The following is a 13,547-nucleotide window of genomic DNA, read 5'->3' on the forward strand; positions in this document are numbered from 1 at the left end:
TTCCATCTATCCTTTTAGGTTTTTTAAATTATCAATTGTAATTGAGCCCAAGTTTCGAAAAATTGAAACCAGAATTGCCAATCCTACTGCCACTTCTGCCGCGGCAACCGCCATCGAGAAAAACACGAAAATTTGTCCTTGTGCATCCTGATGATAAGTCGAAAATGCTACAAACAATAAGTTTACGGCATTTAGCATAATTTCAATTGACATAAATACAATTATCGCATTTCGCCTGTACAACACTCCAAATACGCCAATACAAAAAAGTATTACGCTCAGGAATATATAATTTTCAATACCAATGTGGTTTAAAATATTGTTCATCTTATTTTTGCAATTTTTCTTTTTTAGACAATAAAACAGTACCAATCATAGCGACCAAAAGTAATACAGAAGCAAATTCAAAAGGCACCATATATTCGTTAAGCAACACTTTACCCAATACTTTTATAGACTGATAATCTTCTCCTGTGGTCACGTATTCACCAACTATAGGTTTTGAGTTGATAAAAATAGCAATCAAAATCAAACAAATAAGACAAAAAGAAACAATAGCTCCGAGACGCGTTATTCTGGGTTTGTGTACTTCTTTTTCTTCATTTAAATTCATTAACATTATGGTGAATAAAAATAAAATCATAATCGCTCCAGAGTACACGATAACATGAACGATGGCCAAAAATTGAGAGTTCAACAATAAATAATGACCTGCAATCGAAAAAAAACACACCACTAAATAAATAGCGCTGTGAATTGGATTTTTGCTAAAAATTGTTAAAAATGCGGTTGCTAATGTGATGGCAGCCAAAACGCAAAAAATTATAAGTATTGTAGACATTATTTAGCGTTTTTAAGTTGAGCGTTTTTCATAGCCATTTCTAAAGGCATAACCAATCTGTCTTTTCCAAAGATAAAATCTTCTCTTTCATAACTCGAAGGAACTAAAACTTTAGAAGTAGTCAAGTAAATGGCATCTTTTGGACAAGCCTCTTCACACAAACCACAAAAAATGCAACGCAACATATTGATTTCATATATGGACGCATATTTTTCTTCCCGATACAAATGTTTTTCATCCGCTCTGCGTTCTTCTGCTTTCATCGTGATTGCCTCTGCAGGACATGACAATGCGCATAAACCACAAGCGGTACAATTCTCCCTCCCTTGCTCATCACGCTTCAACATGTGTTGACCGCGATACACCGGACTCATTTCACGTACTTGCTCCGGATATTGAATCGTTACCTTTCGAGTAAACAAATGCTGAATTGTAATTATCAATCCTTTGATAATCGCAACCAGATACATTCTTTCCCAAAAAGTCATCTCTTTATTAGAGACTAATTTTTTTCTTCCCGATAAGGATATACTTTCTATTGACATTTTTTATTTTTATTTGAAGCTTAATCCTGCTATTCGTTTCAATCTTTTATCTTGAACTTGTTTCAGTGTCCTGAAACAAGTTCAAGATAAAAGGATTTCCTCTGCTATCAGGGCTAGGGCCTTTTATATATGAATTATATTTAATCCTAATTATTCCTATTGCTAAATTTAGGAGGCTTAAAATCCTAAATACGCTGCAATATCGCTTCTTAAAATTACAATACCGGTAATTATGATATTAATAATTGACAAAGGAATTAAGATTCTCCAACCCAAATGCATCAATTGATCGTATCTGAATCTTGGAATAGTCCAACGAACCCACATATAGAAAAATATAAATCCGCATAATTTGATAAACAAAGCGCCAATTCCTATAATATTAGCAATGTTAATTCCCCAATTTTCAACAGCCCAACTCATCCCTGGATAATTATAACCCCCAAAGAATAATACAGCCAAAATTGTAGATGAAATAAACATATTAGCATATTCCGAAAACAAATAAAAACCCATTTTCATAGATGAATATTCTGTGTGGTATCCTCCAATTAATTCGGTTTCACACTCTGGTAAATCAAATGGTGTCCTATTAGTCTCTGCAAAGGCACAAATTAAGAATATCAAGAAAGATAAAGGCTGATAAAAAACATTCCAGTTCATTCCGGATTGTTGTAGAGAAATTTCCCTTAAACTCAACGTTCCAGTCATCATCAATAATGCAATAATTGAAAGTCCCATTGCCACTTCATAAGAAACCATTTGTGAGGCTGCACGAACAGCTCCTATCAAAGAAAACTTATTATTAGAAGCCCAACCACCAATCATAATCCCATAAACACCTACTGAAACTACTCCAAAAAAGTACAATAATGCAATATCAATATCAGCTGCTTGCAAGAAAATATCCCGACCAAACAAATGAAACCGATCTCCCCAAGGAATAACAGCACTCGTCATTAATGCCGTACTCATTGCAATGGCTGGCCCTGCAAAAAATAAAACACGGTTGGGTGTATTCGGTTCAAATTCCTCTTTCGAAAACAATTTCAAACCATCAGCAAGAGGCTGAAACAACCCCATGGGTCCTGCCCTATTTGGACCAACTCTATCTTGAAGCCATGCAGCAACTTTACGTTCTGCCCAAGTAGAATACATCGCCATCAACATTGTTATAGCAAATACTGCTACTATAATGACGCTTTTATCAATGATAAGTGTACTATCCATTATTACCCAAACTTTTTTGATTCATAATGTCTTCCTTAGTCAATGGTATTTCTGACATGCTTATTTTCTTGCGGTCTACTTCACGTCCTAAAAGAATATTCTCTTCGGTAGCAATTTCCACTTTTTGTAATTTTCTGTTGTATTTGTTTTGGTTGATTACTGAATCTTTTTCGAAAGCTCTTGGCCCTTCGATAATCCAATCCGCAACATCTTTGTGGTCAAAACGACATCCATTACAAATAAATTCATCTACCTCATGGTATTCGTCTTTTCTTCCAGTAACTCGTTGAATTTCGTCACCAAACATCCAAACCGTCGTTTTTCCAGAACAAGTAGGACAATCTCTATGTGCATTATATGGCTTACTGAACCAAACTCTAGATTTAAATCTAAATGTTTTATCAGTCAATGCTCCTACGGGACACACATCGATCATATTTCCAGAGAATTCATTATCAACTGCTTTTGAGATACATGTCGATATATTAGAATGATCTCCCCTATCCATTACTCCGTGTACACGATCGTCAGTCAACTGATCCGCAACCATGACACAACGGTAACAAAGAATACAACGATTCATGTGCAATTGAATATTTGGACCAATATTTTCTGGCTCAAAAGTTCTCTTTTCTTCAATATAGCGACTTTCTGGTTTGCCGTGTTCAAAACTAAGGTTTTGCAAATCACATTCACCGGCTTGATCACAAACGGGACAATCTAAAGGGTGATTGATCAGCAAAAACTCTGTAACTGATTTTCTGGCTTCTTGAACTCTTGGTGACGATTTACTGTTCACTTCCATTCCGTCCATACAACCGGTTACACAAGAGGCCATTAATTTTGGCATTGGTCTTGGATCTGCTTCACTTCCTTTTGCTACTTCCACTAAACAACAACGACATTTTCCTCCGCTTCCTTTTAGTTTAGAATAATAGCACATTGCTGGCGGAACGACCTCTCCACCTATCATACGTGCTGCCTGCAGGATTGTTGTTCCTGGTTCTACTTCTATGCTTTGACCGTCTATGGTTACTTTCATTTCTTATTTTGTTTAAAGTTTCAGGTCTAATGTTTCAAGTTGTTAAACTCTGAAAAATCGCATCCGAAAATTTAGGTAATACTTTTTTGAAATCTTAAATCAATTCTTTAGAAACTAAATGCTTCACGCTTTCGAAAGGCTCGGCAACAAAGTGGTCTCTATTTTTTATTTTTTCTGGGAAACGAATATGGTATTCAAACTCATCTCTAAAGTGACGGATTGCTGCTGCTACTGGCCAAGCCGCTGCATCACCCAAGGGACAAATTGTATTTCCTTCAATTTTGCTTTGAATGCTCAATAACAAGTCAATATCCTCTTCACGACCATGACCGTTTTCTATTCGGTACAATACTTTTTCCATCCATCCTGTTCCTTCACGACAAGGAGAACATTGACCACAGCTTTCATGATGGTAAAAACGAGAGAAATTCCAAGTATTACGAACGATGCAAGACGTATCATTATAAACAATGAACCCACCTGATCCTAACATAGATCCTGTTGCAAATCCACCATCACTTAAAGATTCGTATGACATCAAACGATCTTCGCCTGCAGCAGTTTTATAAATCAAATGTGCTGGTAAAACAGGAACAGAACTGCCTCCCGGTACAAATGCTTTCAAAGGTCTATCAGAACTCATTCCGCCTAAATATTCGTCACTATTCATGAATTCGTACACACTTAATCCCAATTCGATTTCATAAACACCTGGATTTTTGATATGTCCAGAAGCTGAAATTAACTTGGTTCCTGTAGAACGACCTATTCCTATCTTAGCGTATTCTGCACCTGAATTATTTACAATCCAAGGCACAGCAGCAATTGTTTCTACATTATTTACTACTGTTGGATTAGCCCAAAGTCCTGAAATTGCAGGAAATGGCGGCTTGATACGAGGATTTCCTCTTTTGCCCTCCAAAGATTCAATTAATGCAGTTTCTTCACCACAAATATAAGCTCCGGCACCACAATGAACATAAAGTTCTAAATCATACCCCGAACCTAATATATTTTTACCTAAAAATCCAGCAGCTTTTGCTTCGTTAATGGCTCTCTCTAATATTTTATACACCCACATATATTCGCCACGAATATAAATGTAAGACAGGTTTGCACCCAATGCATAACTGGAAGTAATCATTCCTTCAATCAATAAATGAGGAATAAACTCCATCAAATAACGGTCTTTGAAAGTTCCCGGCTCAGATTCATCCGCATTACAAACTAAATGTCTTGGTTTTCCTGATTTTTTATCAATGAAACTCCATTTCATTCCAGCAGGAAACCCAGCACCACCTCGACCTCGTAATCCAGAAGTTTTCACTTCTTCAACTACTTCGTCTGGTGTTAATGTTTTTATGGCCTTTTCTACAGAAGCATAACCCCCGTTTTGACGGTACACCTCATAAGACTTAATCCCCGGAATGTTTATTTTATCTAATAATATTTTTTGTGACATATTATTTATCGTGTACTATTATTGTATCGTTTTTGCAATCTTCAATTAACTGGTCAATTTTGGCCGCCGTCAAATGTTCTTTATAAAAATCGCCCAATTGCATCATTGGAGCATATCCACAAGCTCCCAAACACTCAACGCCTCTCACTTCAAAAAGACCATCTGCTGTTGGTTCACCCACTTTTACACCTAATTTTTCACAGGTGTAATCCATCAAATCCTCGACTCCATTCAAACAACAAGGTGAAGTTTGACAAAATTCGAACATATATTTTCCAATTGGTCTTTGGTTGTACATCGTATAAAACGATACCACCTCGTAAACTTCAATTGGTTTGATCAAAAGGATTTCGGCTACTTTATCCATTAATTCAAGACTCAACCAATTCTCGTGAGCATCTTGAACTTCATGCAAAACAGGTAGCAATGCCGATTTTCTTTTGTCTTCAGGATAATGACTGATTAACTCATTGATGCGTGACATCAATGAGTCAGTCATATTTATTTCTTGTTTGTGATAAGTTCTTTCCATTTTAATTATTTTAAATTTTGAATTATAAATTTTAAATGTTTTGAATAATTTATAATTTAAAATTCATCATTTATAATTTTACTAAGCGTCTAATTCTCCGGCAATAACATTTAAACTTGACAAAATAACAATTGCATCTGAAAGCAATGCTCCTTTTATCATTTCTGGATACGCTTGATAGTAAATAAAACAAGGTCTGCGAAAATGCAATCTGTATGGAGTTCGACTACCATCTGTAACTAAATAAAAACCAAGTTCTCCATTACCACCCTCTACAGGATGATATACTTCAGCAACTGGAACAGGCACTTCACCCATAACAATTTTAAAATGATAAATCAATGCCTCCATACTTGTGTAAACATCTTCTTTAGGTGGCAGATAATAATCTGGTACATCAGCATGAAAATCATTTCCTTCCGGCATTTTTTCTAATGCTTGACGAATGATACTCAAACTTTCCCAAACTTCGGCATTACGAACGCAAAAACGATCATAAGTATCACCAGATTTACCTACTGGGACAATAAAATCAAAATCTTCATAAGAAGAATACGGTTGCGCAACGCGAATATCATAATCAACTCCTGTAGCGCGCAAATTTGGACCTGTAAATCCGTATGCCATTGCTTGTTCAGCTGATATGGCGCCAACATTTACAGTCCTATCAATAAAAATTCTATTTCTTTCGAATAAGTTTTCAAATTCTTTCCAAGCTGCTGGAAAATCAGCTAAAAAAACATCTAATTTTCTAAAAGCTTCTGGTGACCAATCTCTTTCGAAACCACCAATTCTTCCCATATTGGTAGTCAAACGAGCTCCGCAAATTTCTTCGTAGATTTCGTATACTTTTTCTCTAAATTGAAACACATATAAGAACCCGGTATATGCACCAGTATCTACACCAAGGATTGAATTACAAATAATGTGATCTGTAATTCTGGCCAACTCCATTACAATAACCCTCAAATATTGCGCTCTTTTAGGAACTTCAATATCTAATAATTTTTCTAATGTCATCCACCAACCCATGTTATTGATAGGCGAAGAACAATAATTCATTCTATCAGTAAGAGGTGTGATTTGGTAAAAAGGACGATTTTCGGCAATTTTTTCAAAAGCTCGGTGGATGTAACCAATTGTTGGTTCCGCTTCTAGAATTCTTTCTCCATCCATCAACAAGATATTTTGAAAAATACCATGTGTGGCTGGGTGAGTAGGTCCTAAATTCAGTATTGAAAGCTCACTTCCATCTTCATTTAGTTGGGCTGCAATTCTTTTAGCATAGCGATGCTCTGGGGATAATAATAGTTCTGACATTTATTTAATGTGAAAAATTATAATTGTGTGTTTTTAATAATTGTCGGTTGTTCTTCCAAAGAAACGGTCATCTTTGTCGGTTCTTCCACTGTCTTCCATTGGAAATTCTTTTCGCATTGGAAAAGAAATCATTTCATCCATATTCAAAATACGTTTCAATTGTGGATGCCCAATGAAGTTTATCCCATAAAAATCGTATGCTTCTCTTTCCATCCAATTTGAACTTAAGAAAATATTTGATATCGTTTTTATTTCGGGATTTTCACCATTGATAAACACTTTGATTTTAATTCTTTTGTTTTCGTACCAATTGTGTAAATGATACACTACCGCAAATTGATGATCTACATCATTATCCGGGTAATGAATACCACACAAATCAGTTAAAAAATGAAAACGCAATATGGGATCATTTTTTAAAAATAGAATCACCGCAGTAATTTTTTCTGGAGCAACTTCAAATGAAAATATATCTCTCTCTTGATTGAATTCAAAAACAGCTGAATCAAATGTCTCAACTAATTTTTCTTGGATTTGGATCGTTTCTAGCGCCATTATTTTATTTGATATTATAAGAAGCTAATAATTCTTGGTATTCCGGAGAACTTCTTCTTCTTACAGATTCAGTTCTAACCAACTCTTGCAATTTCATAACACCGTCAACAATTTGCTCTGGTCTTGGCGGACAACCCGGAACATAAACATCCACCGGTATCACTTTATCAATCCCCTGCAAAACAGAATAGGTATCAAAAATTCCTCCGGATGAAGCACAAGCACCAACCGCAATTACCCAACGAGGTTCTGCCATTTGCTCATACACCTGACGTAAAATAGGCGCCATTTTTTTTGAAATCGTTCCCATCACCATTAACATATCAGCCTGACGAGGAGAAAAACTTACGCGTTCAGAACCAAATCGAGCCAAATCATAATGCGAAGCCATTGTCGCCATGAACTCTATACCACAACAAGACGTCGCAAAAGGCAGAGGCCATAGTGAATTAGCTCGAGCCATTCCCACAACATCATTCAGTTTTGTAGCGAAGAAACCTTCTCCTACAACTCCTTCGGGCGGCGCTACCATATTTATTTTAGAATCACTCATTTTTTATTATTTTGAATTATAGATTTGAATTACAAATTACAATGAAGCCATTTAAAATGTAGTATTCAATATTTAAAATAATTTTTTATTCCCATTCCAACGCTTTCTTTTTGATGATATAAAAAAATCCTATCAAAAGCAAACACATAAAAATGACCATTTTAACCATTCCTTCCATACCTAATTCTTTGAAATTGACTGCCCATGGATACAGAAAGATCACCTCAACATCAAAAAGAACAAAAAGTATTGCTACTAAAAAGTATTTGACTGAAAATGGAATTCTGGCATTACCTACAGACTCGATACCACATTCAAAGTTTTTATCTTTCGCTTCTGATGATCTTTTAGGCCCCAATTTTCCGGAAACCAATATCGTTCCTACAACAAATCCTACAGCTAAAACTAATTGCATTAAAATTGGAATATAACTCAGTTGATCGGATTGCATAGTAGTGTTTTTTTATGGGTAATTACAAAAAGCAAAGATACCCTTCAAATTATTAAATAGCAATGAAAACTTAAAAATACATCAGTACTACATCGATGTAAATTTACAATTTTTATTAATTATAAATAACAAAAGACCTTTATCTTATGATCTGTTTAACATCATAATCATTTAGTAATTTCAAAAAATGATTCATTTTTCAAACGGTATAGTTTGAGACAAAAAAAAACGTCCCGATATATATCGGAACGTTTTAAACATTCGTAGGCAAAAAAAATTACTTTTTTATGCTTAGATCACTGCTACTTTCGCAGCAACTTTTCCTTTTCTTCCTTCTTCTTCTTCATAGCTTACTCTATCACCTTCGCGCAATTCTTCCGCGTTGATTCCTGATGCATGAACAAAAATGTCTTTTCCTGTTTCTTCGTCTGTAATGAATCCGTAACCTTTAGATTCATTGAAAAATTTAACTGTACCTGTACGCATTGTAATAGTAATAATAATTTATAATGCAGCAAATGTAATATTTAAAATAATACGAAATACTATCTTGTGTTTTTATTTTGCAAAAATATTGATATTCAACGTTTTCTAACAAATTATACCGATAAACTACAATTAAGATAGTTTTATATGCAGCTCTTTTAACTGCGATTCGTCTATTTTAGATGGTGCATCAATCATAACATCCCTACCTGAATTATTTTTTGGAAAAGCAATAAAGTCTCGGATGGTTTCTTGTCCTCCTAAAATAGCCACTAATCTATCCAATCCAAACGCTAGTCCTCCGTGTGGTGGTGCCCCAAACTGAAACGCATCCATTAGAAATCCGAATTGAGCCTTTGCTTCTTCTTCGGTGAAACCTAAATATTTGAACATTAATTGTTGAGTAGCTTTGTCATGAATCCGAATGGAACCTCCTCCAATTTCATTTCCATTCAAAACCATATCATACGCATTGGCTCGGACTTTACCTGGATTTGTTTCCAATAAGTGCATGTCTTCGGGTTTGGGAGATGTAAATGGGTGATGCATAGCATGGTATCGACCACTTTCTTCATCAAATTCCAACAATGGAAAATCAACTACCCAAAGCGGTGCAAATTCCGCTGGATTTCTCAACCCTAAGCGAGTTGCTAATTCCATACGCAATGCACTCAATTGCCCACGAGTTTTATCGGCTGGACCGGAAAGCACAAAAATCATATCTCCAGATTTAGCATTGGTGATTTTGGCCCAATTACTCAAATCATCTTGATCGTAGAATTTATCTACAGAAGATTTATAAGTCCCATCGTCATTGCATTTTACATATACCATTCCGCTAGCGCCAACTTGAGGACGTTTTACCCAGTCAATTAATCCATCTATTTCTTTGCGAGTATAGTTTCCAACTCCCGGCACTGCAATTCCCACCACGAGTTCTGCGGCGTTGAAAACCGGAAATTCTTTGTGTTGCGACACTTCATTAAGTTCGCCAAATTCCATTCCAAAACGGATGTCTGGTTTGTCATTTCCATATGTTTTCATGGCATAATCGTAGGTAATTCTTGGAAATTTATCTACGTCAATACCTTTTATTTCCTTTAGTAAATGTCTTGTCAAACCTTCAAACACATTCAAAATATCCTCTTGTTCCACAAATGCCATTTCACAATCGATTTGTGTAAACTCCGGCTGTCTGTCTGCACGTAAATCTTCGTCACGAAAACATTTCACGATTTGGAAATATTTATCCATTCCGCCCACCATCAATAATTGTTTAAAAGTTTGTGGTGATTGCGGCAATGCATAAAACTGTCCCTCATTCATTCGAGAAGGCACTACAAAATCTCTAGCTCCCTCAGGAGTTGATTTAATCAAATAAGGAGTTTCTACTTCACAAAAATCCAAATCAGAGAGGTATTTACGCACTTCCATGGCTACTTTATGACGAAACATCAAACTGTTTTTTACAGGATTTCTTCGAATGTCAAGGTAACGGTATTTCATGCGGATATCTTCGCCACCGTCAGTTTCGTCTTCAATTGTAAACGGAGGTGTCAGCGAAGCATTAAGAATAGTAAGTTGCGTAACTAAAATTTCGATATCACCAGTTGCTATGTTTTTATTCTTGGCTTCACGCTCAATAACAATTCCTTTAACCTGAATGACAAATTCACGACCAAGAGTTTTGGCACGTTCAAAAACTGTTTTTTCAGTACGCCCTTCATCGAAAATTAATTGCGTAATTCCATATCGATCTCGTAAATCGACCCAATTCATAAATCCCTTATCCCGTGATTTTTGAACCCATCCAGCGAGAGTTACTTCTGTATTAATGTGTGAGGCATTCAATTCGCCACAATTATGACTTCTATACATTATTCTAATTTTAGATTGTTTAGCCGTTAAAGCTCGGGTGCAAATTTAGGACTAATTATGAATAATGAAATGAGAATTACAAAATTTTAGTCAATCCAAGCACAGAAAACTTTATCCAAAATGTTAAATTTTTTTCTAATGTTACTAAATTGTTAAGTAAAAGTTTTTTTATTGTAAATTACTTTCTATATTTGTTAAGCTATTATGAATTTAAAAACCCAACACTATGAAAAAATATATAATATTAACCGCGTTATTGTTCTCAGGAATAGCTTTCGCTCAAGAAAATAATCCAAAATTAGAGGCTATTGGTGACCTAGTTAAAACAACTTACTATTTCGAAAACGGACAAGTACAGCAAGAAGGTTTCTTTAAAAACGGAAAACTAGAAGGAATTTGGACCTCTTATGATGCTAATGGAAATAAACAATCTGTTGCCACTTATAAAAGTGGAGAAAAAACAGGAACATGGTTATTCTGGAATAACAACAACTTAAGCGAGGTTGATTATTCTAACAGCAGAATAGCCTCTGTTAAAACTTGGAAACAAGAAGCACTGGTGAATAACTAAAATTGCTAAACAATATAATTAAAAGCTTTCGTTGACTCGAAGGCTTTTTTTGTGCTTTGTATTTGCGACCATGCTTCACTTTGCCGCTTCCAACTATACGAGTTAGCACTTATCGTAACTTGGAGAAACGAAACTTATTCTAAAAAATTACAAACCCAGATAAAACCAAAAAAACCGCTTCTTTCGAAGCGGTTTTTGTACCCTTTACAGTTGAATTGTCGAATCTTTTTATTGAAGATTTGAAGAAATTATCTAATACTTATAAGCAGTTAACTAAAAATAAAATCATTTAAAATTTACATTAACTCTCTTCATATAAACAGATACATTTCCATAATCTCCATCCTCAATAGAGTAAATTGAATGGGAGACATCAATATTTGGTCCTAATTTACTTGTCCAATATCCGTTTGGCAACAATCTAGAGGCATGTGTTGGCTCACCAATTTCTGAAATAAAAATAGCTATTTTTTCATATCCAATTTCATAATCACCATCTTCGCAAATAGTGTAATCAATAGTTCTATATAGATCAATGAAAGAATCTATAGTAATTAATCTTGGCACCCCTTCTGGCCAATAATATATACTCGTGGGGTCTGGCCAATACCACTTTGTGTTATCACCAAAAGCCCAAGCAATACAATTATAACTGTTTGTAAAATCACTAGTAATTAAAAATGGTTCATTAGAGCTATTGGGAAACTGCTTTGGAAATTCAATATGACTCATATATATTTTTACTCTTTGCCCATTGTAACCAATCATTTTTCATTTTTTCAATTTCACCAACATTATTTGGATTAATTGGGTTCTCTCCTGTGATTTTTTCTAAAGCAAAAAACCAGTGATTACTAGATTTAGCTAAATCCCGAAATATCCATGGCAAAACTGTAACTCCTTTAGTAATAATTTTTTTATAAGCACCATTAGATATTATTTCATTCCCGTTAGAAACAAAAAGAATATCTTCAATCCATTTTTCTTTAAGAATCACAAATTCCTTGAATTGTTGTTGTTCTAGTTTTTTACAAATCAATAAACTATGACCAACAAAATCGTTAAGCGCGTTTGAAAAATTTAAACCAGATATAGCTGATTCGGTACTCATACCGAATGGTTGTGAATATTCTGTTCTAACCATTTTATTATCTTTTAATTAAACAATCTTCTAGTATTATCGGTAATACAATTTTCGAAAGTAATATTTTTTAATTTACGTAATTTTTCAAATTCAACTTTCAACAATTCTTTATCCTTTCCGATGTTGGCAACTTTTACAGAATCAATATCTAAAATGAATGGTAAAAACTCTCCCGTTGATGGTTCGATAGTCTCAGTCAATATTACGAAAGTACCATCTTCGTCACAAGGCACCTCAATACGCATAAAAAAATTTGAGTACGCTTGTGGTAAACAAGCTGGAATTGGTGGCATATTAACAATATAATCCTGAAATCTTGTAAAGGGCTGAGGAATTCCAATTCTATTAACAAACCTTAATGCAATCCTACTAATCTTTTTTGGCTTTAACTCTCTAAGGTAAACATCAAACAATCTAAAAGCTTCTATTGAAAACGAATCCCAATCGGAATATTGGTCAACTAAATTAAAAGTAAATCCATCTAACCGCATTTGCACCATCTGTTTTCCATCCTTAGATTTAAAAATAAACCCATCAATACTTGAATTAAACGGAGTAAGAACTTCTTCACCGACTACTTTAATTTGACCATTAAAACTAATACGTTTTTCCTTAATAGGATATTTCTCGATCACAAAATCGTGTAAAGATTCGATTTTTGCAATGTAAGACACATCTAGCTCTTCAATTTTTATATCAAAAATAGCTTCTCGTATCGGCGCATTCTTATATACCATAATAAATTTCAATAATTAACCCCATTGTGTGTTTTTACATTAAAACTATACTTACATAAGTAGTTCAAATATTGATGCTAATATAACTATTGTAAACATATAAAAATATGAATTCATCTAATATTGTATTAAAAATAACAAAGTGGAGGAAAACTAAGCGTTGTCTCTTCTTTTTATCAATCTGTGTAAACCATGCAAAG

General features: G+C 34.6%; 17 protein-coding genes. 1 reads left to right on the top strand and 16 read right to left on the bottom strand.

All coding sequences use genetic code 11. The annotated features are described in order from the left end of the window. Positions 1-6: 6 nt before the first annotated feature. The 13 genes from nuoK to aspS all read right to left on the bottom strand — a co-directional run bounded on the left by nuoK (position 7) and on the right by aspS (position 10,895). Positions 7-327, bottom strand: coding sequence for an NADH-quinone oxidoreductase subunit NuoK (gene nuoK, locus ACEN2F_RS05135; RefSeq protein WP_441736664.1), 321 nt, complete (start codon positions 325-327; stop codon positions 7-9). Between the two features lies 1 nt (position 328). Continuing rightward, positions 329-841: an NADH-quinone oxidoreductase subunit J family protein gene (locus ACEN2F_RS05140; protein ID WP_441736665.1), complete on the bottom strand. Its 513-nt coding sequence runs from the start codon at positions 839-841 to the stop codon at positions 329-331. Then, complete coding sequence (locus tag ACEN2F_RS05145; RefSeq protein ID WP_441736666.1) at positions 841-1,386, bottom strand: NuoI/complex I 23 kDa subunit family protein; 546 nt, start codon at positions 1,384-1,386, stop codon at positions 841-843. Before ACEN2F_RS05145 ends, ACEN2F_RS05140 begins: the two co-directional genes overlap by 1 nt. A 177-nt stretch (positions 1,387-1,563) precedes the next feature. Continuing rightward, positions 1,564-2,616, bottom strand: coding sequence for an NADH-quinone oxidoreductase subunit NuoH (nuoH, locus tag ACEN2F_RS05150; protein WP_441736667.1), 1,053 nt, complete (start codon positions 2,614-2,616; stop codon positions 1,564-1,566). Continuing rightward, positions 2,609-3,658, bottom strand: coding sequence for a 2Fe-2S iron-sulfur cluster-binding protein (locus tag ACEN2F_RS05155; protein WP_441736668.1), 1,050 nt, complete (start codon positions 3,656-3,658; stop codon positions 2,609-2,611). Before ACEN2F_RS05155 ends, nuoH begins: the two co-directional genes overlap by 8 nt. 94 nt (positions 3,659-3,752) lie before the next feature. Continuing rightward, complete coding sequence (gene nuoF, locus ACEN2F_RS05160) at positions 3,753-5,120, bottom strand: NADH-quinone oxidoreductase subunit NuoF (protein WP_441736669.1); 1,368 nt, start codon at positions 5,118-5,120, stop codon at positions 3,753-3,755. Between the two features lies 1 nt (position 5,121). Further along, complete coding sequence (locus ACEN2F_RS05165; protein WP_441736670.1) at positions 5,122-5,652, bottom strand: NADH-quinone oxidoreductase subunit NuoE family protein; 531 nt, start codon at positions 5,650-5,652, stop codon at positions 5,122-5,124. 81 nt (positions 5,653-5,733) lie between these two features. Beyond that, positions 5,734-6,972 carry an NADH-quinone oxidoreductase subunit D gene (locus ACEN2F_RS05170; protein ID WP_441736671.1) on the bottom strand — a complete coding sequence of 413 codons (1,239 nt, stop codon included), beginning with the start codon at positions 6,970-6,972 and terminating at the stop codon, positions 5,734-5,736. Between the two features lie 33 nt (positions 6,973-7,005). Beyond that, positions 7,006-7,527, bottom strand: coding sequence for an NADH-quinone oxidoreductase subunit C (locus ACEN2F_RS05175; RefSeq protein ID WP_441736672.1), 522 nt, complete (start codon positions 7,525-7,527; stop codon positions 7,006-7,008). Positions 7,528-7,531: 4 nt separating this feature from the next. Continuing rightward, positions 7,532-8,080: an NADH-quinone oxidoreductase subunit B gene (locus ACEN2F_RS05180; RefSeq protein WP_113664545.1), complete on the bottom strand. Its 549-nt coding sequence runs from the start codon at positions 8,078-8,080 to the stop codon at positions 7,532-7,534. Between the two features lie 85 nt (positions 8,081-8,165). Then, a complete protein-coding gene (locus ACEN2F_RS05185; RefSeq protein ID WP_441736673.1) occupies positions 8,166-8,531 on the bottom strand; it encodes an NADH-quinone oxidoreductase subunit A in 366 nt (121 codons plus the stop codon). 291 nt (positions 8,532-8,822) lie between these two features. Continuing rightward, the gene (locus ACEN2F_RS05190; RefSeq protein WP_007137066.1) at positions 8,823-9,017 is read right to left on the bottom strand and encodes a cold-shock protein; all 195 of its coding nucleotides are present in this window, start codon (positions 9,015-9,017) and stop codon (positions 8,823-8,825) included. A 132-nt stretch (positions 9,018-9,149) separates the two neighbouring features. After that, the gene (gene aspS / locus ACEN2F_RS05195) at positions 9,150-10,895 is read right to left on the bottom strand and encodes an aspartate--tRNA ligase (protein WP_441736674.1); all 1,746 of its coding nucleotides are present in this window, start codon (positions 10,893-10,895) and stop codon (positions 9,150-9,152) included. A gap of 226 nt (positions 10,896-11,121) precedes the next feature. On the opposite strand from aspS, the gene ACEN2F_RS05200 reads away from it, so the two are divergent. Beyond that, positions 11,122-11,466, top strand: coding sequence for a toxin-antitoxin system YwqK family antitoxin (locus ACEN2F_RS05200; protein WP_441736675.1), 345 nt, complete (start codon positions 11,122-11,124; stop codon positions 11,464-11,466). 285 nt (positions 11,467-11,751) lie between these two features. Here the strand turns inward: ACEN2F_RS05200 and ACEN2F_RS05205 are convergent, their stop codons facing one another. Genes ACEN2F_RS05205 through ACEN2F_RS05215 form a run of 3 tightly spaced genes read right to left on the bottom strand, consistent with a single transcriptional unit; the run spans position 11,752 to position 13,347 of the window. After that, complete coding sequence (locus ACEN2F_RS05205; protein WP_441736676.1) at positions 11,752-12,198, bottom strand: DUF7689 domain-containing protein; 447 nt, start codon at positions 12,196-12,198, stop codon at positions 11,752-11,754. Then, positions 12,185-12,610: a hypothetical protein gene (locus ACEN2F_RS05210; RefSeq protein WP_441736677.1), complete on the bottom strand. Its 426-nt coding sequence runs from the start codon at positions 12,608-12,610 to the stop codon at positions 12,185-12,187. Before ACEN2F_RS05210 ends, ACEN2F_RS05205 begins: the two co-directional genes overlap by 14 nt. Positions 12,611-12,621: 11 nt before the next feature. Continuing rightward, positions 12,622-13,347 carry a TIGR04255 family protein gene (locus ACEN2F_RS05215; RefSeq protein ID WP_441736678.1) on the bottom strand — a complete coding sequence of 242 codons (726 nt, stop codon included), beginning with the start codon at positions 13,345-13,347 and terminating at the stop codon, positions 12,622-12,624. Positions 13,348-13,547 lie beyond the last annotated feature (200 nt).

Origin of the sequence: Flavobacterium sp. W20_MBD1_R3 (assembly GCF_052119725.1) — a bacterium.
Classification (GTDB): domain Bacteria; phylum Bacteroidota; class Bacteroidia; order Flavobacteriales; family Flavobacteriaceae; genus Flavobacterium.

Coding starts and splice junctions, on each gene's coding strand:
- nuoK (WP_441736664.1), bottom strand. CDS start 327: ATGAACAATATTTTAAACCACATTGGTATTGAAAATTATATATTCCTG.
- ACEN2F_RS05140 (WP_441736665.1), bottom strand. CDS start 841: ATGTCTACAATACTTATAATTTTTTGCGTTTTGGCTGCCATCACATTA.
- ACEN2F_RS05145 (WP_441736666.1), bottom strand. CDS start 1,386: ATGTCAATAGAAAGTATATCCTTATCGGGAAGAAAAAAATTAGTCTCT.
- nuoH (WP_441736667.1), bottom strand. CDS start 2,616: ATGGATAGTACACTTATCATTGATAAAAGCGTCATTATAGTAGCAGTA.
- ACEN2F_RS05155 (WP_441736668.1), bottom strand. CDS start 3,658: ATGAAAGTAACCATAGACGGTCAAAGCATAGAAGTAGAACCAGGAACA.
- nuoF (WP_441736669.1), bottom strand. CDS start 5,120: ATGTCACAAAAAATATTATTAGATAAAATAAACATTCCGGGGATTAAG.
- ACEN2F_RS05165 (WP_441736670.1), bottom strand. CDS start 5,652: ATGGAAAGAACTTATCACAAACAAGAAATAAATATGACTGACTCATTG.
- ACEN2F_RS05170 (WP_441736671.1), bottom strand. CDS start 6,972: ATGTCAGAACTATTATTATCCCCAGAGCATCGCTATGCTAAAAGAATT.
- ACEN2F_RS05175 (WP_441736672.1), bottom strand. CDS start 7,527: ATGGCGCTAGAAACGATCCAAATCCAAGAAAAATTAGTTGAGACATTT.
- ACEN2F_RS05180 (WP_113664545.1), bottom strand. CDS start 8,080: ATGAGTGATTCTAAAATAAATATGGTAGCGCCGCCCGAAGGAGTTGTA.
- ACEN2F_RS05185 (WP_441736673.1), bottom strand. CDS start 8,531: ATGCAATCCGATCAACTGAGTTATATTCCAATTTTAATGCAATTAGTT.
- ACEN2F_RS05190 (WP_007137066.1), bottom strand. CDS start 9,017: ATGCGTACAGGTACAGTTAAATTTTTCAATGAATCTAAAGGTTACGGA.
- aspS (WP_441736674.1), bottom strand. CDS start 10,895: ATGTATAGAAGTCATAATTGTGGCGAATTGAATGCCTCACACATTAAT.
- ACEN2F_RS05200 (WP_441736675.1), top strand. CDS start 11,122: ATGAAAAAATATATAATATTAACCGCGTTATTGTTCTCAGGAATAGCT.
- ACEN2F_RS05205 (WP_441736676.1), bottom strand. CDS start 12,198: ATGAGTCATATTGAATTTCCAAAGCAGTTTCCCAATAGCTCTAATGAA.
- ACEN2F_RS05210 (WP_441736677.1), bottom strand. CDS start 12,610: ATGGTTAGAACAGAATATTCACAACCATTCGGTATGAGTACCGAATCA.
- ACEN2F_RS05215 (WP_441736678.1), bottom strand. CDS start 13,347: ATGGTATATAAGAATGCGCCGATACGAGAAGCTATTTTTGATATAAAA.